This is a genomic window from Streptomyces sp. NPDC045955 (assembly GCF_056430805.1).
In genome coordinates this window covers 374,595-401,373 of sequence record NZ_JBWKKY010000009.1, presented here as the reverse complement: position 1 = coordinate 401,373, position 26,779 = coordinate 374,595, and the positions used below count along the sequence as shown (strand labels likewise).

Here is a 26,779-nt window from a genome sequence, read left to right as displayed (position 1 = left end):
CCCCAACACCGCTCGCCGCGTGGCGGGCGGGGGCTGTACGGAGTGGGGGGTCCCCACAAACGCGGCTTCGGGCCCACCCCCCCTGGGCGCGGACCCCGCTCCCCCCACCGCCGTGTCCGCCCCGCTGCTCCCCAGCGCGGCGGACACGGCGGCCGCACGGGACGCCGCACGGCAGGCGGCGGCCCGGCGCCCCGGGCGCCAGGCCGAGCAGGTGGTGCAGGTGCAGATCGGGCGACTGGAGGTCACCGCGGGCGGATCGCCCCACGGCGGCGGGCCCCGGCCACGGGCGGCGGCGGAGCGCCCCCGGGCCACCGTCAGCCTGGCGGACTACCTGGCCAGGGGGCGCGAGTGAGATGCGACCGCGCAGCAGGCGCACGACGAGAAGCACCAGGACGAGGAGAGGGACCGAGGAACTGACGCCATGAGCAACGCACTTGCCCTCGCCCACGTCACCCAGGCCCTCGCCCTGCTGATCGAGGACAACCTGCCGCCGGACATCGACATCGCGGTGAAGGTCGAGCCGCGCAAGCCGCCGGCGGACCCGCCGGCCGAGCCGACCATCACCGTTTTCCTGTACCAGGTCACGCCCAACACCTCGCAGCGCAACAACGACCTGCCGACCCGGGCGCCCGACGGCACGCTGGTCAGGCGGCCGGCCGCCGCGCTCGACCTGCACTACCTGATCAGCGCGTACGGCGAGGAGGCCGAACTGGTCGGGCAGCGGCTGATCGGCTCGGTGGTGCGGACCCTGCACGAGATACCCGTGCTGCCCAGGGACATCATCGAACTCGCCGGCCAGCGACCCCACTTGAGTGGCAGCGACCTGGCCGAGGCGGTGCAGCGGGTGCGGTTCACGCCGACGGCGATGGACATCGACGAGACGTCGAAGCTGTGGGGGATGCTGCACCAGACGCCCTACACCCTGTCGGTCGCCTACCAGGCAGTGCTGGTCTTCATCGACGGCCGGGGGACACCGGTGCCGGCGAAGCCGGTGGAACGGCCCGAGGTGCGGGTGCTGCCGTTCGGGGCGCCGGGGGCGCCGTCGCCCGGCGGCGTTCCGAGTGAGCCGGTCGTGTCCCCGCAGGAGGCCGCCGCGGAGCCCGCGGCGCAGCCCGCCGGCGTACCCGCGAAAGCCGTGGCCGGGACCGAGCCGAAGGCGTCGGCGAAGACGGCCCGGGGCAGCCGCAAGTCCGCGCGATCGGCCAGGACCGCGCAGCCGGCCAGGACCGCGAAGAAGACGGCCGCCAAGCCCGCGAAGTCCGCACGGCCCCCGCAGACGGCCAAGAACGCGGACGGCAGCGAGGACACGGAGAACTGAGGCACATGGGAGCGACGGGGGCGGGTGAGGACATGGGAGCGCAGGGAACGGCGGCCGCGGTCGCCGGCGCAGCGGGCGGCGGTACGACGCTGACGGCGGAGATCCGGCGTGTCCTGGCCCGCGTCGATGCCCATGCGCGCCGCGGCGCGGAGGGCACGGCCGGCGGTGGGGACGCCCGCGGTTCCGTGTCTCACTCCGCAGATGGCGAGGACGCTCACGGTCCCTTGCCCGGGTCCACCGAAGTCCGGGACACCCGCGCACCCCTGCCCGGGTCTGCCGACGGCGGGGGCGCCCGCGGTCCCGTGCCTCAGTCTGCCGACGGCGAGGCTGCCCGCGGTCCGCTGCCCGGGTCCACCGGAGTCCGGGACACTCACGCATCCCTGCCCGGGTCTGCCGACGGCGGGGGCGCCCGCGGTCCCGTGCCTCAGTCTGCCGGCGGCGAGGCTGCCCGCGGTCCCCTGCCCGGGTCCACCGAAGTCCGGGACACTCACGCATCCTTGCTCGGGTCCACCGGAGTCCGGGACACTCACGCATCCCTGCCCGGGTCTGCCGACGGCGGGGGCGCCCGCGGTCCCGTGCCTCAGTCTGCCGACGGCGAGGCTGCCCGCGGTCCCCTGCCCGGGTCCACCGAAGTCCGGGACACCCACGCACCCTTGCCCGAGTCCGCCGACGGCCCCGGCACCGCCCCCCTCGACGCCCTCGTCGCCTGCTTCGGGCTCACCGCGTTCGAGCGGGACCTCGTGCTGCTGACCGCGGCGCAGGAGCTGGAGCCCACGACCGCAGCCCGCTGCGCCGCCGCCGGCGGTGACCCCGAGCGGGCGTATCCGACGTTCTCGCTCGCCCTCGCCGCCCTGGACGAACCGCACTGGAGCGCGCTGCTGCCCGTGTCGCCGTTGCGCCGCTGGCGGATCCTGGAGCTGGACGACGAGTCGCGGCTGACGACCTCACGGGTGCGTCTCGACGAGCGCATCCTGCACTTCCTGCTCGGCTCGCCGTACCTCGACGCCCGGCTGCACGGGCAGCTGCGCCGCACGGCCGTGCCGGACCGGCTGCCCCCGTCGTACGACCGGGCGGCGAGCGATGTCGCGGCGGGCTGGACGGACGGCGCCCGCCCCGACGCGCCGCTGCTGGTGGAACTGGTCGGCGGCGATCTGCGCAGCCGTGCCGAGATCGCCGCCGCGGCCGCCGCGCGCGCCGGGCTCGCGCTGTACGCGGTGAGCGCCGAGGACATCCCCGCCGACCCCGCCGAGCGCGACCGGTTCGCCCGGCTGTGGCAGCGCGAGGCGATCCTGCTGCCCGCCGCGCTGCTCGTGGAGTCCGGCGAGCCGGACCGGGAACAGCGGGCCGCCATGGAGGCGTTCCTGGCCGGAGCCGCCGTACCGGTCGTCGTGTCCGGCGACGACCCGCGCCGCACGGACCGCCCGCACGGCACCCGGGTGAGCGTGCCGCCGCTGGACGACGAGGAGCAACTGGCTCTGTGGTCCGACGCGTTCAGCGACGTCACCGACCTCGACGAGGGCGAACTGCGGGCACTGGTCGCCGAGTTCCAGCTGCCCCCGCACGTCGTCCGGTCCGCCGCCGCCACGGTCCGCCGGGAACTGCCCCACGAGGACGAGCTCGACGCCGCGGCCCTGGCCTGGCGGGCCGGTCTGGGTGAGGCCCGGATCGGCATGGACGAACTCGGACGCCGGATCGAACCGCAGGCCGGCTGGGACGACCTCGTCCTGCACGAGCGCCAGACCGGCGTGCTGCGGGAGATCGTCGCGCACGTACGGCAGCGCGGCTTGGTGCACCAGGAGTGGGGCTTCGCGGCGACCCTGCGCCGCGGCCTCGGCGTCACCGCGCTCTTCGCGGGCGGCTCCGGCACCGGCAAGACCCTGGCCGCCGAGGTGATGGCCAGGGAACTCGGCCTCGACCTGTTCGTCATCGACCTCTCGCAGGTGGTCAGCAAGTACATCGGCGAGACGGAGAAGAACCTCCGACGCGTCTTCGACGCCGCCGAGCGCGGCGGCGCGCTCCTGCTCTTCGACGAGGCCGACGCCCTGTTCGGCAAGCGCAGCGAGGTCAAGGACAGCCATGACCGGTACGCCAATCTCGAGGTCAGCTACCTGCTGATGCGGATGGAGGCCTACCGCGGCCTCGCCATCCTCACCACCAACATGAAGAAGGCCCTGGACAACGCCTTCCTGCGGCGCATCCGCTTCGTCGTCGACTTCCCCTTCCCGGCCGAACACGAACGCGCCGAGATCTGGCGCCGCGTGCTGCCCCCGCAGGCCCCGGTGAAGGACATCGACCCGCACCTGCTCGCGCGGCTGACCGTCGCGGGCGGCTCGATCCGCAACATCGCCCTGTCCGGGGCGTTCCTCGCCGCCGAGGAGGGCGAGTCGCTCCAGATGCGGCACATGCTCGCGGCGGCCCGCACCGAATACCTCAAGCTGGAACGCTCCTTGACGCCGACGGAGGTCCGCGGATGGGTGTGACACGGACGGGTGCGACGCAGTCCGGTGTGACGCCGGTGGGTGGGACACGGGCGGGTGCGACGCCGACCGGTGCGCCGGTGGATGGGAGGCGGACACCACGCGAGATCCGCGTGGAGATAGGCGAACTCGTCCTCGACGGCTTCCGAGCGGACCCCGACCGGGTGGCGGCCGCGTTCGAGCACGAGCTGACCCGGCTGGTCCGCGAACGCGGGCTGCCCGCCGACCGCCCGTGGACGGCCGACGTCCTGTCCGGCTTGCCGCCGCTGCCCCCCGGGCTGTCCGCGCGCCGGCTCGGCCAGGAACTGGCACGGGCGGTGCACGAGGGCCTGTGCGGGCGCGGGGAGGTGACCTCGTGAGCAACTCCCCGACACAGGACAGCCGTTCCGAGCAGTCCGCCGAGCAGCGCCGCCGCAAGCGCAAGGAACGTGCCGCCAAGTCCCGCGCCCCGGAGCCCAAGGACATCGTCAGCGGCGCCGGCCAGCCGCTCGACCCGGGCGTGCGCCGTGAGCTGGAGGAACGCCTCGGGCACGACCTGAGCCGGGTACGCCTGCACACGGGCCGTGACGCGGGACAGCTGACGGAGCTGCTCGGCGCGGACGCGGTGGCCGTCGGCCAGGACATCTTCTTCCGCGAAGGCACGTACCGGCCCGGCACGGACGAGGGCCGCCGCCTGCTCGCCCACGAACTCCTGCACACCGTCCAGAACCCGCACGGCCTCGGCGCGCTGCGGGCCGGGCGGGAACTCGGCGCGGTGAGCCTGCCGCAGCAGGGCATCGAGCGGGAGGCGGAGTCGGCGGCGCAGGACCTGGTGCGGGATCCGGAGGCCGCGGCCCCGGAGGTCGAGGAAGGGCAGGCCACCCCCGGCTGGCTCCGCTACGCCACCGTCGACGCCGACCGCCGCCGCATGGAGCAGCTCGACCCCGCCACGCTCGTCGACCGCCTGGCCAACGGTCTGCTGCGTTCCCTGCGCGGCGACCCGGAGGACCGGTCGGGCCGTGTGCGACTCCAACTGGCCCGCATGGCGCCGGAGGTTCAGGACAGCGTCCTGGACCGGCTGGAGCTGCGGCTGCCCGCGCCCGTCGTCGACCGTCTCGTCGAAGGGGTCGAGGAGACGGAGCAGCGGGGGCCGCTGCCGATGGACGCGACGGTGGCCCCTGAGGGGGTGCCCGGGGCGGCGGAGGAGATCGACGAGGAGCGCGCACGCGAGGACTCCGAGCCCGGAGCGGGCGACTCCCGGGACCGTGACGCAGAGCGGAACGACACCGGCAAGCCCGGCGGGGAACCGAAGGACGGGGAGGCGGGGGACCGGGACGGCCCCGGGGCCGCCGGCCAGGAGGGCGCTCAGGACCCGGCCCAGGGCGAGGCCGGCTCGGCCGCGCGGCAGCAGGAGAACGCGAAGGACGAGCAGGACCGCTCCCAGGATCAGCAGGAGGACAAGGACGCCTCCGGCCGGGACGCCCGGAACGACGCCGAAGAGGAACGCAAGGACGCCTCGGACACCGAGGGCGAGCAGCGGGACCAGGACCAGCAGGACGAGCGCGCCGCCGAGGAGGAGGGCGGGCACGAGGGCGAGGCCGCCCAGGAGCCCGAGCGGCAGGCCGTCGAGGAGGAGCAGCGCCAGGACGAGCGCGAGCGCGAGGACGAGGCGGGCGGCCGTGCGGCCGCTGCCCCCGGCAGTGTGGACCGCAGCGGTGCCGAACCCGGCGAGAAGTCCCGCACGGGCGGCGACGCGGGCCCGGCGCGCACGCTGGGCGACCCGGAGAATCAACAGGACGCCGACGACGAGCCGTTGGGGCTGGACGCGGAGCCCGCGCAGGACGATACGGAACGGGAAGCGGGCAACGACACAGCCGGGGCGTCCGCCCAGGAGCCCGTGCCCGACGTCGACCTCGTCGGATACACCGACGCGGCGAAGAACCCGAGCCTCGTCGAGGAGCGGCGGAAGGGCACGGCCCCGCTGCCCGGCCTGTCCTCCGCCACCGGAGCTCCGGAGCCGGCCCCGGCACCGCAGGAGACCCAGCCCGGCACGTCCCGGGACGCCACGTCACGCGCTGAGGAGGAGGACGGCAGCGAGTCTTTCGCGGACCTCCTGAGAGGTACGGCCGACGGGCAGCAGACCGATGCCTCCGGAACGGGCGGTGATTCCGCTTCGGCGTCTCCGGGCGCGGAAGCGGCGGCGGCGGACGCCGCCGGGACGGACCGGGACCGCAAGCAGTCGGACGAACGCAGGGAGGACGCCGAGGCCGCGCGGCGCGACGAGGAGGCCCGGGCCTCGGACGCTGCTGCGAGCGGGGCGGTCACGGGGTCCGGCGAGACCGCCGCGCCCGACCAACTGGCGAAGGCGGGCGAGGACGCCCGGACGCAGGGCACCGGTTCGCCGTCCGGCACCGGCGCGGACAACGGTGGCGGCAGCCAGGCGCAGAGCGCCAGGAAGCCGGAGGCCGGAGCTCCTGACCGCAGCGGCGGGAAGGAAGCGGACTCCGGGGCGGAAAAGGGCAGGGAGCAGCAGGCCGACAAGCCCGCGGGCGGGGCGAACGGCCGAGGCGAGACCGCCGGGGACCAGGGGACCACGGCTCCCGCGCCCGAAACGTCACCCGGCGGCGGCAAGGACGTCACCGAACCCGGCGGCGGCCAGGACGCCACCGAAGGCAAGGGCCCGGCCACCACTCCCGGCCCACCGAGCGGCCCGGACAAGGTCTCAGCCCCCGGACCCGCGGGCACGCCGAAACTGGCAGCGGGCAACGGGCCATCGCCGATGACCGCGGGGCCGGAACCGAAGACCAATACGCCCAAGGCCGCCGAGTCCCCGGGACCCGGTGGGGCGTCGGACGAGCCCATGGGCTCGCGCTCCCGCCCGGCGGGCGGCAAGCGCCAGGCGGCACGACGAGCCGCGAAGACCGCGTCGCGCCGCAGCGGCGGCTCGGCCGGAGGCGGCGGCCGTAAGTCCCCCGCCCCCGTCCGGTCCGGCGGCCGCCCCGCCGCATCGGGCGGCTCCAAGGCGAAGGCCCCGGCCAAGAAGGAGGGCCCGCCCCCGGACGTCTCCAACGCCACCCCCGAGTCCGGCCTGTCCACGGCCGCCGGACTCAAGCCGCACCAGGCCCTGGAGACGCTCAAGGGCGTCGACAGCGCGGTCGGCCGCTCGGTCGACAAAGAGCGCACGGCCCTGCGCAAGGCGCCGCCGAAGATGCAACGGCCCTCCGGCTCCCCGCGCACGGTTCCCGGCGGTCCGAAACCGGCGGCCCCGGGCACGTACACCAACGCCAAGGTCGCCCGTACGGAGGCCGCCCCGGGCAAGACGCCCGAGATCACAGGCGAGCAGAAGCCGGAAGGCGAGGTGCCGGGCGCGAACGTACCGGAGCCGAGCTGGTGGGACATCGCCCTCACCATCGGCGCCCAGCTGTTCGGCAAGCTGCTGAAGGAGATCCTGCCGCTCGACGACCTGATCGACTCGATCCTGGGCCTCCCGACGAAGGACGAGGGCCTGAAGAACGCCAAGGTGGGCGACGCCCCCCGGCTGCCGCTGGAGAACGACTCCGATCCGCAGCGCACGGACGAGCAGGGCCAGAAGCTCGACGAGCGGAAGAACGAGCTGCACCAGGCGGGACGCGAGGACGCGGCCCGCCCGATGGGCGAGGACCAGATCTACCCCGACGTGCCCAAGGAGACCCTGACCGGCAAGGTGGCCGGCGGGAAGAGGGGCGGCAAGGCCGGCGCCGCTCGGTCGGTGTCCGGCGGTGGCGTGCCGATCGAGTCCGCGTCCGCCGTCGCCGAGCACGACCGGGGCCCGCAGATCCAGGCGGGCTTTTCCCAGGGCCGGCAGAAGATGGGCCAGGAGCGCCAGGCCAAGGACAAGAAGGCGGCGGACGACCGCAAGCAGCACGACCAGGACCTCCAGAGGGAGGTCACGGCCAGTGGCAAGAAGCAGTCCGACGCGCGCGACAAGGGCCGTTCCGACATCGCCGACTCCCGCGACCGGTGGCGCAAGGAGCAGGACGACAAGGTCGGGGAGATCGACGACAAGAAGGGCAAGAAGTACGACCAGGTCCGCAAGGACATCAAGAAGAAGGAGGAGGACACCGACAAGGACGTCGACAAGCGGACCGAGGACGACAACAAGAAGATCGACGACGAGCAGACCAACGCCGAGAAGGAGGCGGAGAAGAAGCAGGAGGAGGGCAAGGACGACGCCGACAACTGGCTCGAAGAGGCCATCGAGAAGCTGAAGGAGTTCTTCGAGAACCTCAAGAACGCCATCAAGAGCGTCTTCGAGAAGGCCCGCCAGGTCGTCACCGAGCTCATCGACAAGTTCAAGCAGCAGGTCTTCAAACTCATCGACGACGCCCGCAACTGGGTCATCGACCAGATCAACACCTTCGCCGACGCCCTGATCGCCCTCGGCGACGAACTCCTCGCCGACTACCCGGCGATGCGCGACAAGTGGCGCAACACCATCGACGGCGCCCGCGACTGGGCCGTGCAGAAGGTCAACGAGGCGGCGGACGCGCTGAAGGAGGTCGCCGGGAAGCTCCTCGACGGCCTGTGCGGCGCGCTGCTCGCCGGGCTCGACGTGCTGGAGTCCGGCATGCTCGCGGCGGTCGACATCGCCGAGACCGTCACGGTCGGCGCGCTGGAGTTCGGTGCCGCCGCCGTCGCCGCGCTCGGCGAGTGGGCGGCCATCTTCAACGACATCGTCTCCGACCCGGGCGACTGGATCAGCAAGGCCGGGGCGGCCGCGGAGACCGGCGCCAAGGAGCACCTCTTCCAGGAGGTCAAGACCGCCGTCAAGGCCTGGTTCGACCAGAAGGTCCAGGAGATCATCGGCATCCCGATGGAGGACTTCCAGGAGCTGGTCTCCGGTGGCGTCACCGTCGAGCAGATGGCCCAGATGGCCTGGGACGAGGCCCTGCCGCAACTCCCCGTCATCATCGGCGTGATGGTCGTCGAGAAGGTCGTCGCCAAGCTCATCCCCGGCGCCGGCTGGGTGATGGCCATCATCGACGCCCTCCAGACCGCCTGGGGCGCCCTCAGTGAAATCCTCGCCGCGTTCGGCATGTTCATGGACTTCCTGAAGTCGGTCAAGAGCGGCAACGGCGCACTGCCCTTCGCCAAGGCGGTCGCGGCGGGAGTCGTCGCGCTGCTTGAACTGATCTACGAGTTCCTCATCGAGGGCGTCAGCCGCTTCATGGGCAAGGTGGCCGAACGGCTCGGCGACATGCTCAAGGGCCTTCGCAGGAAGAAGAACCAGCCGGGCCCGTCCGACGACAGTCCGGACGCCCCGGCCAAGCCCCAGGACGACCGCCCCGCACCCACGGACGACCGTACGCCGTCCCCCGACCGCCCGACCGACCGACGCACCGACCGCCCGAGCCCTCGCAAGCCGTCCCCGGACAGGACCTCCCGCCCGCCGTCGAGGCCTCGCCCCGGCAAGCGCTCCACCCCCGAGAAGAAGCCCCGCCCCGCCCACACCACCCGCCCGAAGAAGCGCCGCGACGACGACGAACGCCGCGACGAGGGCCGCGAGGTGAACGCGGCGAGGCGCCGCATGCGGGACGCGGAGCGCCGCATGAAGGACGATGCCAGGACCGACCGCACGGACACCTCGACACGCCGCGGCCCGGCCCGCGGCACCCTCCGGCCGGACCGCCGCCGTGACACGGACGACCGCGATCCCAGGAACACGCGTCCGGGCAACAGCCGCCCGAGCGACCGGCGCCGTGACGACGACCGGCGGGTGACCACCGACCGCCGGGACGACCGCCGCCGCGACACCGACCAGGACCGCAGTCCCCGCCGCCCGCTCCGCCGCGCCCGCCAGACCATCAGGTCGGCCGTCAACCGGGCCCGCCGCGCAGCCGGCAAGCTCTTCGGCAAGGCCCGCCGCCGGATCGGCGGCCGCCTGAACGACCGGCTGCGGCGGCTGCGGGAACAGTGGCGGCGCAGGCAGGAGCGGGTACGGGAGCGGGACCGGTCGCGGGGGCGTGACAGGCGGCGCCGCGATGACAACAAGCCGAGGGAAACGACCTGGGAGCAGGCCATGCCCAGGGTGGTCTTCCGCAATCAGGACGGGCAGACGCACACCCTGATGTTCCAAGGTCGGGGCCCGGCTGCCGACATGGTGGTGCGAAGCCAGACCGACCCGGTGACCGAGTACCTCGACGAATGGCAGACGGAAGCCGAGCAGCTCACGGACTACCCCGACCGCCAAAGTCGCCAACTGGAGGCCATCCGATCCGCACGCCTTGTGCACGCCCGGGCCGAGCAGGCCAAGCGGGCACTGCCGCGTCGGGGCACGACGACCCGCACCGGGGAATATCAGTACAGGGCCCTGCGGGCCGCGCTCGGCAGGCTCGCGCGCTTCCTCGAACTCCGCGAGATCGATCCGAGTAACCCGCCGCTCCTGCCCATGGTCCTGCCGCCCTACACCGACGGGGTCCGCGGCCGCGGATTCCGGGCCACCGGCATCAACAAGACCATCAAGAACCACAAGGGTGAGAAGCCGCGAGGCAACCCCAACATCCCGCTTGGCTGGAACTTGGTGCCCGCGACACTCCGAAACGACACCGCCTGGGTGCGCATGCACCTTTTCACGGAGAAGTTCGGAGGGAAGGCCACGGGGTCGAACCTGGTACCCGCTCCAGGAACTGCCGTGAACAGCCGATTCGCCTACCGGATCGAGCTGCCCGCCTACAGGGCGATCACCAAGGATCCCAAGGTGCAGATGATCTGGTTCGACTACGACGTGGCCTTCTACGAGAGCCCCGACGAGTATTTCCCCAAGACCATTTCCATGGAGTGGGGGAAGTACTCTCCCGTCGGCAACACCTGGCGGAAGGACCCGTCCGAGGGGGAGTACACGCGTGACAACATAGCGCGCCCCAATGTCCCTGATTCCAGGTTCGACATCAACGGAAAGGGGCCCGACTCCATCAGGAAAGAATTCCAGGTCAGTCGGGCCTTCGCAAAAGCATTGCGTGACCAGTCGCCCTATCGCGACATCTACCACCTGATCCTGCGGATGAGGGCGTACAAGACCCAGCTGAACGCCACGTCCCCCGGCAGCCTCAAGGACTTCGAGAAGGAGCTCAAGGCCGTCATCAACAAGAAGAACAACATCCGCTTCACCTAGGAACCAAGGGACCATGGCGCGCTATACGGAACAGGAACTCAGGTACCTCCGGCTCCTGGACGAACTGCAGGAGACCGACGGGATGGACGTCCACTACGAGGAGAGGGGGGACATCGAGGAACTCACGGGTGAGGCGCCGGAGGCCTTCGCCCTCATCGAGGAGTGGCATGGGGTGCGCTTCGCACCGGAACTCCAGCGGGCGTTCCTGCGGTTCGCCGGACTCTCGGCCCACTGGACGCTCACGAAAGGCGCATCGACTCTCTACGGCGAGTTCTCGCTGCGTCACCTGCCCGCCGCTCTGTTCGCCACCGGCGAGACGCTCGTTCACGACGACCTCCCCGCCGACGTTCGCGCCCTCTACGAGGAGTTCCGGGTGTTCGACGAACAGCCGCGGACCGGGGCGGGCACACTCGCCGCACTGCGGGTCCCGTCCGCGGTGACCGAGACCATCTCACCTGAGATCTGGTACTACGACAGTTCCGACGGGGCCGTGCGACTGGACGTCGACTACGCCCAGTACCTGGACGCACTTCTCGTCACCAAGGGGACGTTGGGGTGGCAGTACCTGTACGCCGACGTGGATCTGGGGGAGAGCGGCCTCGGGAGTGTCGCAGACGACCTGCGGACCATGCTCGACGTCTTCCCCGAGGTATTTCCCGACCACGACTACACGGACCTGCGGGCCCGACTCGAGGAACGCCTGTGACCCGCTACGCCGACATCCCCAAACCCATCCGCTCCGGCATCGTCGTCGTCGACCCCGACACCGGCACCCCCCAGCGGATCATCGTGCTGCAGTTCAACCCGGACACCCTGGAGCGCAGCGTCAGCCCGCAGTCGGCCGGGGACAGCGGTGACGCCGGAGGCGGCGGCACCGGCAGCGGGGACCGGAACGAGGCCCTGCGGCTGAAGGGGCCCGCTCAGGAGACCTGGAAGTTCACCGCCGAGATCGACGCCACCGACCAGCTGGACATCGCCGCGCCCGACGGCATCCACCCCCAGCTCGCCACGCTCGAGATGCTCGTGCAGCCGACCACCGCCAAGCTGCGCGAATCGATGCGCCTGTCGCAGAAGGGCGCCATCGAGATCAGCCCGATCGAGATGCCGCTCACCCTCTTCACCTGGGGCAGCAAGCGCGTCATGCCCGTGCGGCTCACCGAACTGTCCATCAACGAGTCGGCGTTCGACGTGAACCTCAACCCGATCCGCGCCTCGCTCAGCATCGGGATGAAGATCCTCACCGTCAGCGACCTGCCCGCCGGGCACCGCGGTGCCGACCTGTACATGGCGCACCTGGCGCAGAAGGAACGGCTGGCGGGCGCCGCGCGGGGCGCCGGGCTGGGCGCCCTGGGGCTGTCCGGAAGCAACGCCGTGACCGGGAGGGGATGAGCCGCACATGGCCGACATCGAACCGTACGAGAACGCCCTGGACGCGATACCCGGCGCCCACCCCTACCCCCGCACCAGCCGCTACCACGACGCCGAGATCGGCATCCACCGGCGGCCCGACGGGACCGAGGTCCGCTACACCAAGCGCCGGCTGTTGCCGCCCCTGGACGAGCAGGAGACCCAGGGTCACACCGTCGGCGCCGGCGAGCGCCCCGACCTGCTCGCCCAGCGCTGCTTCGGCGACCCCGGCCAGTGGTGGCAGATCGCCGACACCAACCCCGTGCTGGACCCGCGGGAGCTGACCGAGGAGGCCGGACGCGTCATCGGCATCCCGTCCGCCGGTGGCCTCCCCCGAGGAGACCGGCGTGTTTGACCTGCCCGTGGGGCAGGGCCCCGTGCACATCACCCTCCTCATGGGACCCAAGCTCACCCGGCCGGTCCCGGCGGAGGTCACCGAGGCCCTGCTCACCGCCCAGATCACCGCGACCGCCGGCGAACGCAGCGGCTTCCAGATCGCCTTCGACCTCACCAAGAACGGGCTGATCAGCCGGCGACTGCTGCCCGAGGGCTTCTTCGACCCCAAGACCCGGATCATCGTCACCGTCACCGTCAAGGGCACATCCGACGTCCTCTTCGACGGCCTGATCGTCCGGCACGAGGTCGGCGCCAGCAACCGCCCCGGCCACTCCACCCTCACCGTCACCGGCGAGGACCTCACCCTCCTGATGGACCTGGAGGAGCGCACCGCCCGCTACCCCAACCTGCCGCCCTCCGAGCGGGTCCTCAGCATCCTGCGCCGCTACTCCGACTACGGCATCCGCCCCGACGTCTACACCGAGAAGGTCGCCCAGCCCCCGCACCAGGACCTGCGAGTCCACTACCAGACCGGCACCGACCTCCAGTACGTCACCGAGCTGGCCCGCGCCAACGGCTACACCTTCTACCTGGAACCAGGACCCAACCCCGGTCAGTCCGCCGCTCGTTGGGGCCCGGAAGTCCGGCTCGGCATCCGGCAGCACGCCCTCAACGTCAACATGGACGCCCACTCCACCGTCGACCAGCTGACGTTCGCCTATGACGGCACGGCCCGCGAGGAACCGCAGGCCCGCTGGCAGGACCCGGGGACCAGGCAGTCCACCCTGCTGCCGCAACCGCCGATCAGCCCGCTGCGCCCGCCCCTCGGCCGGCGCCCCACCCCGGCCCTGAAACGCAGGACGCTGTCCGGCACCGCCAAGCAGCAGCGCGAGCAGGCCGAGGCGGAACTGCTCGCCCGCGCGGCCGTCTCCGCCGACGTCGTCTCCGGATCCGGCTCCCTCGACGTCAACCGGCACGGCTACATCCTCCAGCCGCGCCAGCTCGTCGGCGTCCGGGGCGCCGGACGCGCCTACGACGGCGACTACTACGTCAAGTCCGTCACCCACAACCTGCGGCCGGGCTCGTACCAGCAGAACTTCACCCTCTCCCGCGAGGGCCTCGAAGCCCGCAGCGACCACGTCCGGCCGTAACCCGCAGGCACCCACGACCACCACCCAGGAGCACCTCCACCATGGCGGCACCCAGCAATCGCTACCTCGGCAAGTTCCGCGGCCGGGTCGTCGACAACAACGACCCGCTGCGCATCGGCCGCATCACCGTCGAGGTCCCGGACGTGCTCGGCGACGAGCCGTCGACCTGGGCGCTGCCCTGCCTGCCGTTCACCGGGCCGGAGTCGGGGCAGTTCGTGGTGCCGCCGCCCGGCACGGGCGTGTGGGTGGAGTTCGAGCAGGGGGACCCCAGCTTCCCGGTGTGGACGGGCTGCTGGTACGGCGCCGCCGAGGAACTGCCGCCCGACGCCCGCCGGGAGCTGGCGGCGAACGCCCCGAGCAAGCCGGTCGTCGTGCAGACACCCGGGGCGCACAAGCTCGTCATGAACGACACGCCCGGCGCCGAGCAGGGGATCCTCCTACAGGCCGAGAGCGGCGCGTACATCCGCATCACCAAGGAAGCCGTGGTCATCGCGACCGGCGCGGGTGCCGAGGTCGTGCTGCGCGGACGCGAAGTGACGATCAACGAGGGCCAGCTGACCGTGCTCTCCAAGCGATAGACGGGGGAAACAGATCTTGACCGGGAATCTCCTCGACGCGGGCACCGTGATCGGCTGCCCGCACGGCGGCCGGGTCACCGCCGCCACACCGCCCGCCGGTGGCATCCGCGTCGCGGGCGCCGCCGTCGCCACGACCGCGCACAGCTACGTGGTCACCGGCTGCCCGCACACCGTCGACCGGGTGCCCTCGCCGTGCACCACGGTCCGCTGGACCGCCGACGGCACCGGCATCACCGTCGACGGCGCGCCCGTGCTGCTCGACACCTCCGCCGCCCAGTGCTTCAGCGCGGCCTTCGTCCCGCAGGGGCCGCCCGTCGTCCAGGCCGCGCAGCGAAAGGTCACCGTCCGATGAGCCCCGACAGCCGGACCGCCCGGCCCCGATCCGATATCGCGTTTCCCTTCCGCGCCGACCGTCGGGGACGCACCGCGCACGCCGCCCACGGCGAGCACGTCCACGACCTGATCGAGCAGCTGCTGTTCACCAGCCCCGGCGAGCGCGTGATGCGCCCCGACTTCGGCTGCGGATTGCTGGACCTGGTGTTCGCGCCCGACAGCCCCGAACTGATCAGCACGCTCGAACTCTCCGTGCAGGCCGCACTGCAGCGCTGGCTCGGCGACCTCATCGACGTACTGGCCCTCGACATCGTCAGCGAGGGCGGTGAGGACGGCGTCGTCCGCGTCCATCTCTCGTACGCCGTACGCGCCACGGGCGCACAGCGTGACGACGTCTTCGAAGGGAGGGCCGCCGCATGACGGCAGGCACCAGCGCGTCCCGCCGCAGCAAGGTGCGGGCCGCGCGACTGGGCGGGGTCGACAACGTCGAAGTGAGTGACGACGGCCTGCTGCTCACCGTCACCTTCCTCGGCAAGGCCCCGCACGGCCTCGGCCCCGAGAACGTGCGCATCGACGGCGGCCGCCGGATCACCGGCATCACCGCCGTCGACGTCGGCGTCGAACGCGAGGAGGACCCCGAGCTCGACGACCGGCTCTACGTCACCCTCGACAAGGCCGGAGACACCTCCCGCTACCGGCTCTCCCTCGTCGAGACCGACCCCTACGGCCGGCCCGGCACCGAGCCCTACCGCGGCTTCGACCAGCGTTACCACAGCGCCACCTTCCACTTCCGGCCCGACTGCCCGACCCCCTTCGACTGCAAGGACGAGGAGCGGGCCGAGCCGGACTTCCCCGCCGCCCCCGTCGTCGACTACACGGCCCGCGACTACGACACCATCCGCAAGCTGCTCCTGGACCGGCTCGCGCTCACCACCCCCGACTGGGCCGAGCGCAACCCCGCCGACCTGGGCATCACCCTCGTCGAACTCCTCGCGTACACCGGCGACCAGATCAGCTACCAGCAGGACGCGGTCGCCACCGAGGCCTACCTCGACACCGCCCGCCGCCGCGTCTCCGTACGCCGCCACGTGCGGCTCATCGACTACGCGATGCACGACGGCTGCAACGCCCGCGCCTACGTCACCGTCCACACGGCGGACGACCGGACGCTCGCCCCGGGCACGTTCCGCTTCGCCTCCGTCGACGTGCGCAGCCTCGACCCGCACGACCGCCCCGAGCCGGGCACGGTGATCGGCGAGGCCGACCTAGCGGACCTCGACGAGCGCGGCTCGGTGGAGGTCTTCGAACCGGTCGTCGCCACCGACCCGCTGCAGCTGCGGGTCGCGCACAACGCGATCCGGCTGTGGACCTGGGGCGGCGAGGTGTGCACCCTGCCGCAGGGCGCCACCGCCGCCACCCTGCGGGACGCCTGGGTGGACCCGGAGACCTGCCGCGAACGCCGCCTCGACCTCAGCCCCGGGGACGTCATCGTCCTGGAGGAGGTGAAGGGCCCGCGCACCGGCACCCCCGGCGACGCCGACCCCGCCCACCGCCAGGCCGTCCGCCTCACCTCCGTCACGCCCGGCCTGGACCGGATCGAGGACCAGCCGGTCCTGGAGGTCACCTGGGCCGCTGAGGACGCGCTGCGCTTCCCGCTCTGCCTCACCACCCGCGGCGGCCGCGACTGCCTGCCCGTCGAGGACGTCACCCTCGCCCGCGGCAACGTCGTCCTCGTCGACCACGGCAGGACACTGACCGGCCTCCCCGAGACGGTCACCGTGCCGCCCGTGCCCGCCGTGGTCGCGCCCTGCGACCTCCCCGCCTTCGGCTGCCGCGACACCGAGGAGGGCAACGCGCCCGCCCGGCTGATCAACGCCCTGACGGACCAGACCGAAACGGGCCGGGCCCTCGCAGCCGAGGACGTCCGCGAACTCTTCGACGTCGTCGGCGAGCCGGCCGTCAACCGGGCCGGCATCGGCCTGGAGAGCGCCGGGCAGCGGCACGAGCAGGTCGTACCCGGCACGGCGTACGCCCAGGCCGCCGCCCTGCGCACGCTGCTCGCCCAGTCTGTCTACCCGGGCATCGCGCCCCGCTTCCGCCCGGTCCTCGGCCGGACGCCCGTCACCCAGGCGGTGCCCTTCCCCGACCCGGGCACCGTCGCCGCCGGGCAGGCCGAGCGCATCGCGGCCATCCCCGGCCGGGTGCGGCAGCGCCTGGTCGAGCTGTGGCGCAGCGCCCGCGACCGGGACGGGCTCGCCGGGGAGGAGATCGCCGAACTCGCCGTGATCTACGGCCTGAACGTGCTGGAACGCCTCGAACTGCGCCGCCACCCGGTCCGCGCCCTGCGTGAACTGCTGTACCGCAGCGACCAGTTGCTCGACACCAAGCTGCGCCGCGTCGAGGTCCTCGCCGCCCGGGCCCGCGCGGGCACGGTCCTCGACGGGCACATCGCCTGGGAGGTCGCGCACGCCTGGGGCCCGGCCTACGCGGTCGGGCTCCACCCCGAGGAGACGGTGCTGCGCGGCTCGGCGACCGCCGCCCTCGCCCAAGACCCGCGCCGGGCCCTGCCCGCCGTACGCCTGCACGGGGCGGACGAGACCTGGGTGCCGCGGCGCGACCTGCTCGACAGCGGGCCGCGCGAGAAGCATTTCGTGGGCGAACTGGAGGACGACGGCCGACTGGCCGTGCGTTTCGGGGACGGAAGGCACGGCGCGAAGCCGGCCCCCGGTACCCGCCTGGAAATTCGCTACCGGCTCGGCGGCGGCACCACCGGCAACGTCGGCGCCGAGGCCATCAACCACCTGGTGGTGCAGGGCGACTGCGACGTGCCGGCCACCGTCGTGCGCAACCCGCTGCCCGCCACCGGCGGCACCCGGCCCGAACCCGTCGAGCAGGTCCGCCAGCTGGCCCCCCTCGACCTGCGCCGCACCCGGCTGCGGGCCGTGACCGCCGAGGACTACGCGGCCCTCGCGAGCGACCTGCCGGGTGTGCAGCGGGCGGCGGCCGAGATCCGCTGGACCGGCAGCGTCCAGGAGGCGCACATCGCGATCGACGCGTACGGCACCGCCACCCCGTCGCAGGACCTGCTCGACTCGGTCGCCCAGGCGCTGGAGGCGTACCGGCGCATCGGCCACGACCTCGTCGTGGGACCCGCCCGGCCGGTGCCGCTCGACATCGCGCTGACCGTGTGCGCCGAGCCCGGCCACCAGCACGGCCAGATCCTGGCCGAGCTGTACCGCGTGCTGGGCAGCGGACGGTTGCCGGGCGGACGGCTCGGCTTCTTCCACCCCGAGGCGCTGACCTTCGGCGAACCCGTCAGGCTCAGCCGCCTGGTGGCCGTCGCCGCGGCCGTGCCCGGGGTGGCGGGTGTCGAGGTCACCCGGCTGCGGCGGCTGTCCGGACAGGACCGAGGAGAGAGGGAGGACGGCGTGCTGCGGCTCGGCCCGCTGGAGATCGCCACCTGCGACAACGACCCCGACCGGCCGGAGAACGGCCGGCTGGCGATATCCCTGGGAGGTGTCCGATGACGGACCCGCACCCGGTCACCGCTACCGACGGCTGCGGCTGCGGCGGCGCCTGCCGCGGCGGCCACGACGAGCGCCTCGCGCCCGCCCCGCTCCACAACCCGCCCGGCCGCACCGCGCTGGACTACCGCGTCGGCACGTACGGCTCCTTCCTGGCCGCCCTGCTCGACCGGCTCGCCTCGCCCGCCTACCCGGCCCTGAACGGCCTCACCGTCCGCACCCCGGACGACCCGGCGGTCGGCCTGCTCGACGCCACCGCCGTCCTCGGCGACCTGCTCACCTTCCACTCGGAGCGGATCGCCGACGAGGCCTACCTCCGCACCGCGAACGAGCACCGCTCCCTGGTGCTGCTCGGCCGGCTCGTCGGACACCGGCCGCGGCCCGGCGTCGCGGCCGCCACGCACCTGGCGTACACCCTGGAACGCGACCCGCGCGCCGAGGCCCAGAACGTGCTCATCCCGCGCGGCGCCCGCAGCCACAGCGTGCCCGCGTCCGCAGACGAGGAGTCGCTGACCTTCGAGACGAGCCGGGACCTGACGGCCCGCTGGGACTTCAACGAGCTGAAGGTGCGCCGCCGCCGTCCCTCGCTCCTCACCCCGCAGGACCTCGAGAAGCGCTCGGAGCTGTTCGTCGAGGGCACGGCGCACTCGCTGCAGACCGGCGACCAGCTGCTCTTCGTCTTCGGGGAACAGGCCGACGGCGAGCGCAAGCTGCTGCCGGTCGCGAAGGTCCGCGTCGACCGGGACGACGACGTCACGGCGATCTCCCTGCCGCAGTCGGCGCCGCCGACGCCGGGGGAACTCGTCGACGAGGTGCGGCGCTGGACGGCTCCGCCTGTGCAGCCGGGGGAGCCGGGGGAGGAGGCGCCCACGCCGGAGGTGCCCAACCCGCGGCCGGTGAGCCGCCTCGTCGAGGACTTCGAGGATCAGGTCCTCGAACCGCTGCGGGGCGATCTGGACGGCATCAAGACCCCCGAGCGGCTCGCGGCGCGGCTCGTGGAACCTCTCGCCCGGCTCGGTGAGGCTCAAGTGCTGGCCGAGCCGTATGAGGACGTGGCGGAGTGGTTCGGGCAGTTGGAGGCGGTGTTGGCGGAACTCGCCGAGCGTGCGTTGGAGTTGGCGCCGACGCAGGCGGTTGAGGAGGGTGCCTCGGTCGGTGGGCGGCCGTCTGCGGCGCCGTCTGGGCTGGTCGCGCCCACGCGGCGGAGCCGCATATTGACACGGCCCGCGCCCCTTGAGGGTGACTCGCGTGCCGCCGCTTTGGAAGCCCTGGGCGCCATACTTCCCGCCCTTCGCGCCACCGCGCCCGCCCCGGTAGGCCCCACCGGCCGGCAGCTCCCCGGCACCGACACCGCCCGCCTCCTGACCGCCCTCGACCCCGGCCTCGGCAGCCTTTACCCGGCCTGGCGCACGGCCGCCGCCCCCGGAACCCCGCGGCTGCTGCGCGAGCTGCTCGCCCTGCGGGTCACCGCCGCCCCCTTCGGCGCCACGGCTCCGCTCAAGCCGGTCCAGGACGACCGGGGCCGGGTCATCCGTACCGCCGACTGGCCGCTGACCGGAGCGGTGCTGGCGACCATGCGCGTCGTGTACGACACGGCGGGCAAGACCCCGGTCCGGGCCGAGCTCCAGTACGTCGAGGGCAGCAGCTCCGACCAGCGTGCCGAGAACCTGCCCGTCACCCAGCCGGTCACCTTCGCGCTCGGTCCCGGCCAGGTCGAGCTGTCCGTGCGCTCCGGCCAGGACCGCGACCTGAGCTGGCTCAACCGGCGGCCCGCCGACTCCCAGGAACCCGGAGTCACGGCCCGCCTCCACTCCGGCCTGCCCGAGCGCACCCTGTTCGTGTCGCGGCCCGACGACGAGGGCCTGGTTCACGTCGGCGTCCACAACGGCACCTCCGAGCAGATCGTCCTCCGGCCGGGCGCCAGTGAGCAGTTCACACACGGCGAGCACGAAGTCAGCCTCAAGTACACGGTGGGCAGCGCCGAACCCAACGTCGAGATCGTCATCGCCACCAAGCCGGAGCCCGTCAACCGCCGCACGCTCCAGCTGGACACCGTCCACGAGGGCGTCACCGTCGGCAGCTGGGTCGCGATCCAGCGGCCCGCCAAGGGCGCGGACAAGGGCGTCCCCGGCGATCCGAAGCTGGCGTTCGTCACCACCCAGGTGGTCGCCGCGCGCACGGCCGCGTACACCAACTACGGCATCACCGGCCGCGGCACCGAACTCACCCTCGCCGACCCCTGGCTGGACGAGTTCGACGTCCTGCTGTCCCACATCCGCGACACCACCGTGCACGCGGCGGGCGAGCCGCTGCCCCTGGCCGACGAGCCGCTCGGCGAGGACGTGCACGGCAACGAGATCGAACTCGCCGAGCTGTACGAGGGGCTGCGGCCGGGCCGCACGCTCATCGTGGCGGGCGAGCGCGGCGACCTCCCGGGCGCGGCCGGCGTCCGGGCCACCGAGGTCGTCACGATCGCCTCCGCCGAACCGGCCGCCGACCCGCGGCTGCCCGGCGACCACGTGCACACCCGGCTCGTCCTCACCGCGGACCTGGCCCACCGCTACCGCCGCGAGACGGTCCGCATCCTCGGCAACGTCGTCGAGGCCACCCACGGCGAGAGCCGCGAGGAGGCCATCGGCAGCGGCGACTCCGACCGCGTCAACCAGACCTTCGCGCTCTGGCAGTCCCCGCTGACCTGGCTCGCCGACGACAACCCCCTCGGCGCCACACCCGTGCTGGAGATCCGGGTCGACGGCGTGCTGTGGCACGAGGTCGACAGCCTCGCCGGACGCGGCCCGACCGAGCGGGTCTACATCACCGGCGCCACCGCCGACGGCCGGACGACGGTGACCTTCGGCGACGGGGTGCACGGCGCCCGCCTGCCCTCCGGGCACGAGAACATCCGGGCCCGCTACCGCTTCGGCACCGGCAAGGCCGCCAACGTACCCGCCGACCGGGTCACCCAGCCCCTCACCCGCCCTCTCGGCGTCACCGCGGTCACCAACCCGCGCCCCGCGACCGGCGGCGCGGACGCCGACGGCCCGGGCCTGACCCGCCGTACCGTCCCCCTGGCCGTGTCGGCCCTGGACCGGCTGGTCTCCGCATCGGACTACGAGGACTTCGCCCGCTCCCGCGCCGGCATCGGCCGGGCCAGTGCACGCGAACTCTTCGACGGACGCAGGCGCGTGCTGCACGTGACGGTCGCGGGCACGGACGACGTGCCGATCGCCCCCCATTCGGACACCCTGCGCGCCCTGCGGGGCGCCCTCACCGAGTACGGCGACGCGAACCTCCCGGTCCGCGTGGACGGCCGCGAGCTGGTCCTGCTGCTGCTCGCCGCCCGGGTGAAGGTCGCCCCCGACCACGCCTGGCAGAACGTCGAGCCGCGCCTGCGCCAGGCCCTGCTGCGCCGCCTCGGCTTCGAGGGCCGCGAACTGGGCCGGCCCGCCCGCCTCTCCGAGGTCCTGGCCACCGCCCACACCGTGCCCGGCGTCGACTACATGGACGTCGACGTCTTCACCGGCGTCCCCGCCTTTGCCACCCTGGAGGAACTCACCGAGCTGCTCACCCGGCCCGGCCCGCCCGAGGCGTCCGTCCCCGCGCACCCGGCGACGTACGACGAGAGGACCCACACGGTCCGCGCCGAGAACGGCGAGACGCTGTCGGAGATCTGCGCCCGGTACGGCATCCCGCTCGCCGAACTCCTGCGCCTCAACCCCGACATCACCGACACCCGGCGCCTGCCGAAGGGCCGGTCGGTGTACGTCTTCCGCGGCATCCGCCCGGCCCAGCTCGCGCTGCTGTCGCCCCGGGCCGCGGACACCCTGATCCTGACGGAGGTCAAGTGATGTCCTCGGACAACCGGCTGGAGACGCCGGCCCCGGTGGTGCCCAGGGAACCGGACGGGCTCGCCGCGCTGCTGCCCCGCTGGCACCGGCTGCGCGACGCCGAGGAGGGCGAACCGCTGCGCGCGCTGCTCGCCGTGATCGCCGAGCAGCTCGACCGCGTCCGCGACGGTGTCGACCAGGGCTACGAGGACCTGTTCGTGGAGACGGCGGCCCCCTGGGTGTTGCCGTACCTCGGCGACCTGGTCGGATACCGCACCCTGCCCGGCTACGAGCGCGTCCTCACCACCGGCCTGCACGACGGCGGACGGGCCGCCCTCGCCGAGGCGGTCGCCCCGCGCCGGGACGTGGCCGCCACCGTCGCCAACCGCCGCCGCAAGGGCACCCTGCACCTGCTGGAGGAACTCTCCGAGCAGGTCGCCGACTGGCCCGCCCGGGCCGTCGAACTGTCCCGGCAGGTGGCGCACACCCAGCCGGTGAAGCTGTACGGCACGGGCACCCGGCGCGGTGAGCGGGGCCGTCTCGTTAACCTGCGGGACGGAGCCGAACTCGCCCTCGGTGGCGGGCCGTTCGCGGGCGCGGCCCGCACGGTCGACGTCCGCAGGGCCGACTCCGCCAGACGGCAGGGCGGCTGGAGTCCGGCCGGCGTCGCGCTCTTCGTGTGGCGGCTGAAGGCGTACGCGCTGACCCGGACCCCGGCCTACTGCATCGACCGGGCCCGCAACCTCTACACCTTCTCGATCCTCGGCAACGACACCCCCCTGGCCACCAAGCCGTTCCCGGAGCCCTCGCCGACGCACATCGCGACCGTCGACAACGTGCCGGCGTTCGTCACCCGCCGCCTCCTGCACGACCGGCTGCTCGACTACTACGGCCCGGGCAAGAGCTTCGTCATCCGCCGCGACGGCGAGGACAACCCCGTACCGCCCTCGGACATCGTGGTCGCCGACCTGTCCGACTGGCGCTACCGGCCGAGGCGCGGCCAGGTGGCCGTCGACCCGGAGCTGGGCCGGATCGCGTTCGGCTCGCGGTCCGCGCCCCGGCAGGGCGTGTGGGTCGACTACCACTACGCGTTCGCCGCCGACATGGGCGGCGGCGAGTACGAGCGCGACCGCGAACCGCGCCCGGACGCCGAGGTGTACCGGGTCGGGCCCGGTCAGCCGTACCGGCAGATCATGGACGCCTACCGGGCCTGGCGGCACGAGCGCCGGGCAGACCGCACCGGGCCCGCCGGCATCATCGAGATCACACACAGCGGCGCCTACCAGGAGCAGCTGGACTTCGACCTCGACCCCGGCGACCGGCTCGAACTGCGCGCGGCGGAGGGCACCCGCCCGGTCATCCGCCTCCTCGACTGGTACAGCAACCGCCCCGACGCCCTCAACATCCGCGCGGTGTCCGGCGACTGCGCCCCGCACGAGCGGCCCCGGGTCGTCCTCGACGGGCTGCTCGTCGCCGGGCGCGGCATCAACGTGGCGGGCGCGATGGGCGCCGTCGTCCTGCGGCACAGCACGCTCGTGCCCGGCTGGTCCCTGGAGCCCGAGTGCGAGCCGCACTCGCCCGAGGAGCCGAGCATCGTCCTGGACCGCACCACCGCCTGCCTCCAGATCGAGCACAGCGTCCTCGGCACCATCGAGGTCATCGGCGACGAGGTGAGCGAGGACCCCCTCGACATCCACATCCGCGACAGCGTCCTCGACGCCACCGCAGACGACCGCGAGGCCCTGTCCGCCCCGGACTGCCGCCACGCCCACGCCGTACTGCACCTGCACCGCACCACCGTCATCGGCGAGATCCACACGCACGCGGTGAAGATCGCCGAGAACAGCGTCTTCACGGGCCGGCTCCACGTGGCCCGGCGCGGCATCGGCTGCCTGCGCCACTCCTACGTCCCCACCGGCTCGCGCACCCCGCGCCGCCACCGCTGCCAGCCCGAACAGGCCCCGGACATCAGGCCGTTGTTCACCTCCCAGCGCTACGGCAACCCCTGGTACGGGCTGCTCGCGGACAGCTGCCCCGAGGAGATAAGGCGCGGCGCGGACGACGGCGCCGAGATGGGCGCCTTCCACGACCTGTACCGGCCGCAGCGCGAGGACGCCCTGAGGGCCCGGCTCGCCGAGTACACGCCCGCGGGCACCGACGCCGGGATCTTCTTCGTGACGTGAGGCGCGCACCCGCCACCGACCTTGTGAACCCGCACTTCTGAACCAGGGGGGACACCCTTCATGCACGCAGACCTCTCCCGCTCCACCTTCCGCCCGGAGCGGCACTACTCCGCGGTCGTCGCCCAGCAGGGCCGCGTCCAGCTCGACGCCGACCTCAACGAACAGACCGCGATCCAGCTCCACCAGGCCCGCAGCCTCGCCGCCGACCTGATCGGGCCGCACGGCGGGCCGCGCTACGCCGCCGGCTTCCGCATCGAGTACGTCGGCGGCAAGCACGAGATCGACACCCTCCTCATCCACGGCGGCCGCTACTACGTCGACGGCATCCTGTGCGACGCCGACCGCCCGGCCGCCGGCGTCCCCGTCACCGACGAGGACAGCGAGGAGTCGGTCCCGGAGCCGCCCGCGCACTGGACCTACTGGGACCAGCCCGACGGCTTCCGCGACCCGGAGAAGCCCGGCGACCGGCTGCCCTCGCCCGCCCAGACACCGTTCGTCGTCTACCTGAACGTGTGGGAGCGCTCGGTCACCGCGGCCGAGGACCCCGCGCTGCGCGAGGTCGCCCTCGGCGCGGCCATGCCCGACACCGCCGCCCGCGCGAAGGTCGTCTGGCAGGTGCTGCCGCTGTCCCTCGCCGCGCTGGAGATCGAGGAGACCGACCCGTCCAAGGACGTCGTCCGCGTCGCGTTCACCCGCTGGGCGCAGCGCCAGTCGGCCCCCTCGGCCCGGCTCGCCGCCCGCAGCGAGCGGCCCGACCACGCCGACGAGGACCCGTGCCTGGTCAAGCCGGACGCCCGCTACCGCGGCCCGGAGAACCAGCTGTACCGGGTGGAGGTCCATGAGGGCGGCGAGGCGAAGGACGCCACCTTCAAGTGGTCCCGGGAGAACGGCTCCGTCGTCTTCCCGGTCGACGAACTCGACGGCACCTGGGTGCAGTTGGCGTCCCTCGGGCACGACGACAAGCTGGACCTGGACGTCGGCGACCACGTGGAGTTCGTCGACACCGCCTACGCCTCCCGCCTGGAGCCCCTGCCGCTGCTGCGGGTCGAGGAACTGGACCTGCCGGGCCGGCGCGTCCGCCTGTCCGCCGAACCCGCCCCGGGCGTCGGACGGCTCGCCCACCTGAACCCGTACCTGCGCCGCTGGGACCACCGCGGCGGCCCGAAGCGCAAGGGCCGCACCACCGCCCTGCGCGGCGGGGCGGTCCCCGTCACGGAAGGGGAGTGGCTGCCCCTGGAGGACGGCGTCGAGGTGTACTTCGCCAAGGGCGGCGCGTACCGCACGGGCGACCACTGGATCGTCCCCGCCCGCACCGCCACCGGCAGCGTCGAGTGGCCGGTGGACGCGGCCCGCCGCCCCCTCCTCCAGGGCCCGGCGGGCATCGACCGGCACTTCGCCCCGCTGGCCCTGATCAAGGGCGAGGGCAGCGCCGTCGACCTGCGCCTGGCGTTCGGCCCGCTGGCGAGCAGCATGCCGCCCGCGGACGAGGCCGCGCTCGCCGCGGAGGAGCAGGCCCACCGCGAGGAACTGGCCGCCGAGGACCCCTCGCACGGGCGGTCCCAGACCACAGCCGAGGCGGAAGCCGCCGCGGAAGGAGACAACTGATGGCCAAGCCGCTGAGCGCGTCCAAGCTGGTGGAGATCCTCAGAGCCGAAGGCCTGACCGTCCACGAGGTCCGCAGCTGGCGCACCCACAACCGCAACAGCAAGGGCCCCTGGGGCCCGGTGAACGGCGTGATGATCCACCACACGGTCACCTCCGGCACCGCCGCCTCCGTCGACATCTGCTACGACGGCTACTCCAGCCTGCCCGGCCCGCTGTGCCACGGTGTCATCGACAAGAAGGGCCACGTCCACCTGGTCGGCAACGGCCGCGCCAACCACGCCGGCCTCGGCGACGGCGACGTCCTGCGCGCCGTGATCAACGAGTCGAAGCTGCCGCACGACAACGAGGCCGACACCGACGGCAACCGGCACTTCTACGGCTTCGAGTGCATCAACCTCGGCAACGGCAAGGACCCCTGGCCCGAGGTGCAGAAGGAGGCCATAGAGAAGGTGTCAGCGGCGATCTGCCGTCACCACGGCTGGTCCGAGCGCTCCGTCATCGGCCACAAGGAGTGGCAGCCGGGCAAGGTCGACCCGCGCGGCTTCACCATGGACGGCATGCGCAAGCGCATAGCGCAGCGGCTCAAGGGCGGCGGGGGCGGCAGCAAGCCGGCCCCGGACCCCAAGCCTGCGCCCAAGCCGTCCTACGAGCCGTTCCCCGGCGCCGCGTTCTTCCACGTCGGCCAGCGCTCCCCGATCATCACGGCGATGGGCCGCCGCCTGGTCGCCGAGGGGTGCAGCCGCTACGAGGAGGGGCCGAGCCCCGACTGGAGCGAGGCCGACCGCCGGTCCTACGCGCTGTGGCAGCAGAAGCAGGGCTTCTCCGGCAAGGACGCCGACGGCATCCCCGGCAAGCTCACCTGGGACCGGCTGAAGGTGCCGAAGTCCACGTGACCCGGGTGCGCCCCTCCG

Annotated in this window: 17 protein-coding genes; all 17 read left to right on the top strand. The window is 73.1% G+C overall.

Going from position 1 to position 26,779, the window contains the following annotated elements; all coding sequences use genetic code 11:
* The first annotated feature begins 112 nt into the window (after nucleotides 1-112).
* The 17 genes from AC07F0_RS21480 (at nucleotide 113) to AC07F0_RS21400 (ending at nucleotide 26,761) form a co-directional block, all read left to right on the top strand.
* Nucleotides 113-352, top strand: coding sequence for a hypothetical protein (locus AC07F0_RS21480; RefSeq protein WP_478981006.1), 240 nt, complete (start codon nucleotides 113-115; stop codon nucleotides 350-352).
* A 69-nt stretch (nucleotides 353-421) separates the two neighbouring features.
* Nucleotides 422-1,318 carry a Pvc16 family protein gene (locus AC07F0_RS21475; RefSeq protein WP_478981004.1) on the top strand — a complete coding sequence of 299 codons (897 nt, stop codon included), beginning with the start codon at nucleotides 422-424 and terminating at the stop codon, nucleotides 1,316-1,318.
* Between the two features lie 653 nt (nucleotides 1,319-1,971).
* A complete protein-coding gene (locus AC07F0_RS21470) occupies nucleotides 1,972-3,798 on the top strand; it encodes an ATP-binding protein (RefSeq protein ID WP_478981002.1) in 1,827 nt (608 codons plus the stop codon).
* A gap of 77 nt (nucleotides 3,799-3,875) precedes the next feature.
* On the top strand, nucleotides 3,876-4,154 hold the full coding sequence (locus tag AC07F0_RS21465) for a hypothetical protein (protein ID WP_478981000.1): 279 nt from the start codon (nucleotides 3,876-3,878) through the stop codon (nucleotides 4,152-4,154).
* Nucleotides 4,127-10,924: an eCIS core domain-containing protein gene (locus AC07F0_RS21460; RefSeq protein ID WP_478980998.1), complete on the top strand. Its 6,798-nt coding sequence runs from the start codon at nucleotides 4,127-4,129 to the stop codon at nucleotides 10,922-10,924. The genes AC07F0_RS21465 and AC07F0_RS21460 overlap by 28 nt, the downstream gene beginning before the upstream one ends.
* Before the next feature lie 13 nt (nucleotides 10,925-10,937).
* A complete protein-coding gene (locus AC07F0_RS21455) occupies nucleotides 10,938-11,630 on the top strand; it encodes a hypothetical protein (RefSeq protein ID WP_478980996.1) in 693 nt (230 codons plus the stop codon).
* Complete coding sequence (locus AC07F0_RS21450; protein ID WP_478980994.1) at nucleotides 11,627-12,313, top strand: hypothetical protein; 687 nt, start codon at nucleotides 11,627-11,629, stop codon at nucleotides 12,311-12,313. The genes AC07F0_RS21455 and AC07F0_RS21450 overlap by 4 nt, the downstream gene beginning before the upstream one ends.
* 7 nt (nucleotides 12,314-12,320) lie before the next feature.
* Nucleotides 12,321-12,686 (top strand): hypothetical protein, encoded by a 366-nt coding sequence (locus AC07F0_RS21445; protein WP_478980993.1) that lies wholly within the window; start codon nucleotides 12,321-12,323, stop codon nucleotides 12,684-12,686.
* The gene (locus tag AC07F0_RS21440; protein ID WP_478980991.1) at nucleotides 12,679-13,818 is read left to right on the top strand and encodes a hypothetical protein; all 1,140 of its coding nucleotides are present in this window, start codon (nucleotides 12,679-12,681) and stop codon (nucleotides 13,816-13,818) included. The genes AC07F0_RS21445 and AC07F0_RS21440 overlap by 8 nt, the downstream gene beginning before the upstream one ends.
* Before the next feature lie 41 nt (nucleotides 13,819-13,859).
* Complete coding sequence (locus AC07F0_RS21435; protein ID WP_478980989.1) at nucleotides 13,860-14,396, top strand: phage baseplate assembly protein V; 537 nt, start codon at nucleotides 13,860-13,862, stop codon at nucleotides 14,394-14,396.
* Between the two features lie 16 nt (nucleotides 14,397-14,412).
* On the top strand, nucleotides 14,413-14,748 hold the full coding sequence (locus AC07F0_RS21430) for a hypothetical protein (protein ID WP_478980987.1): 336 nt from the start codon (nucleotides 14,413-14,415) through the stop codon (nucleotides 14,746-14,748).
* Entirely contained in the window at nucleotides 14,745-15,149 is a 405-nt protein-coding gene (locus AC07F0_RS21425) for a GPW/gp25 family protein (protein WP_478980985.1), read from the top strand. Before AC07F0_RS21430 ends, AC07F0_RS21425 begins: the two co-directional genes overlap by 4 nt.
* A complete protein-coding gene (locus AC07F0_RS21420; RefSeq protein ID WP_478980983.1) occupies nucleotides 15,146-18,256 on the top strand; it encodes a putative baseplate assembly protein in 3,111 nt (1,036 codons plus the stop codon). Before AC07F0_RS21425 ends, AC07F0_RS21420 begins: the two co-directional genes overlap by 4 nt.
* On the top strand, nucleotides 18,253-22,101 hold the full coding sequence (locus AC07F0_RS21415; RefSeq protein WP_478980982.1) for a putative baseplate assembly protein: 3,849 nt from the start codon (nucleotides 18,253-18,255) through the stop codon (nucleotides 22,099-22,101). Before AC07F0_RS21420 ends, AC07F0_RS21415 begins: the two co-directional genes overlap by 4 nt.
* Entirely contained in the window at nucleotides 22,101-24,263 is a 2,163-nt protein-coding gene (locus tag AC07F0_RS21410) for a hypothetical protein (RefSeq protein WP_478980980.1), read from the top strand. The genes AC07F0_RS21415 and AC07F0_RS21410 overlap by 1 nt, the downstream gene beginning before the upstream one ends.
* A 60-nt stretch (nucleotides 24,264-24,323) precedes the next feature.
* Nucleotides 24,324-25,868, top strand: a complete 1,545-nt coding sequence (locus AC07F0_RS21405; protein ID WP_478980978.1) for a DUF6519 domain-containing protein — start codon at nucleotides 24,324-24,326, stop codon at nucleotides 25,866-25,868.
* A complete protein-coding gene (locus AC07F0_RS21400; RefSeq protein ID WP_436729454.1) occupies nucleotides 25,868-26,761 on the top strand; it encodes a peptidoglycan-binding protein in 894 nt (297 codons plus the stop codon). The genes AC07F0_RS21405 and AC07F0_RS21400 overlap by 1 nt, the downstream gene beginning before the upstream one ends.
* Nucleotides 26,762-26,779: the final 18 nt, after the last annotated feature.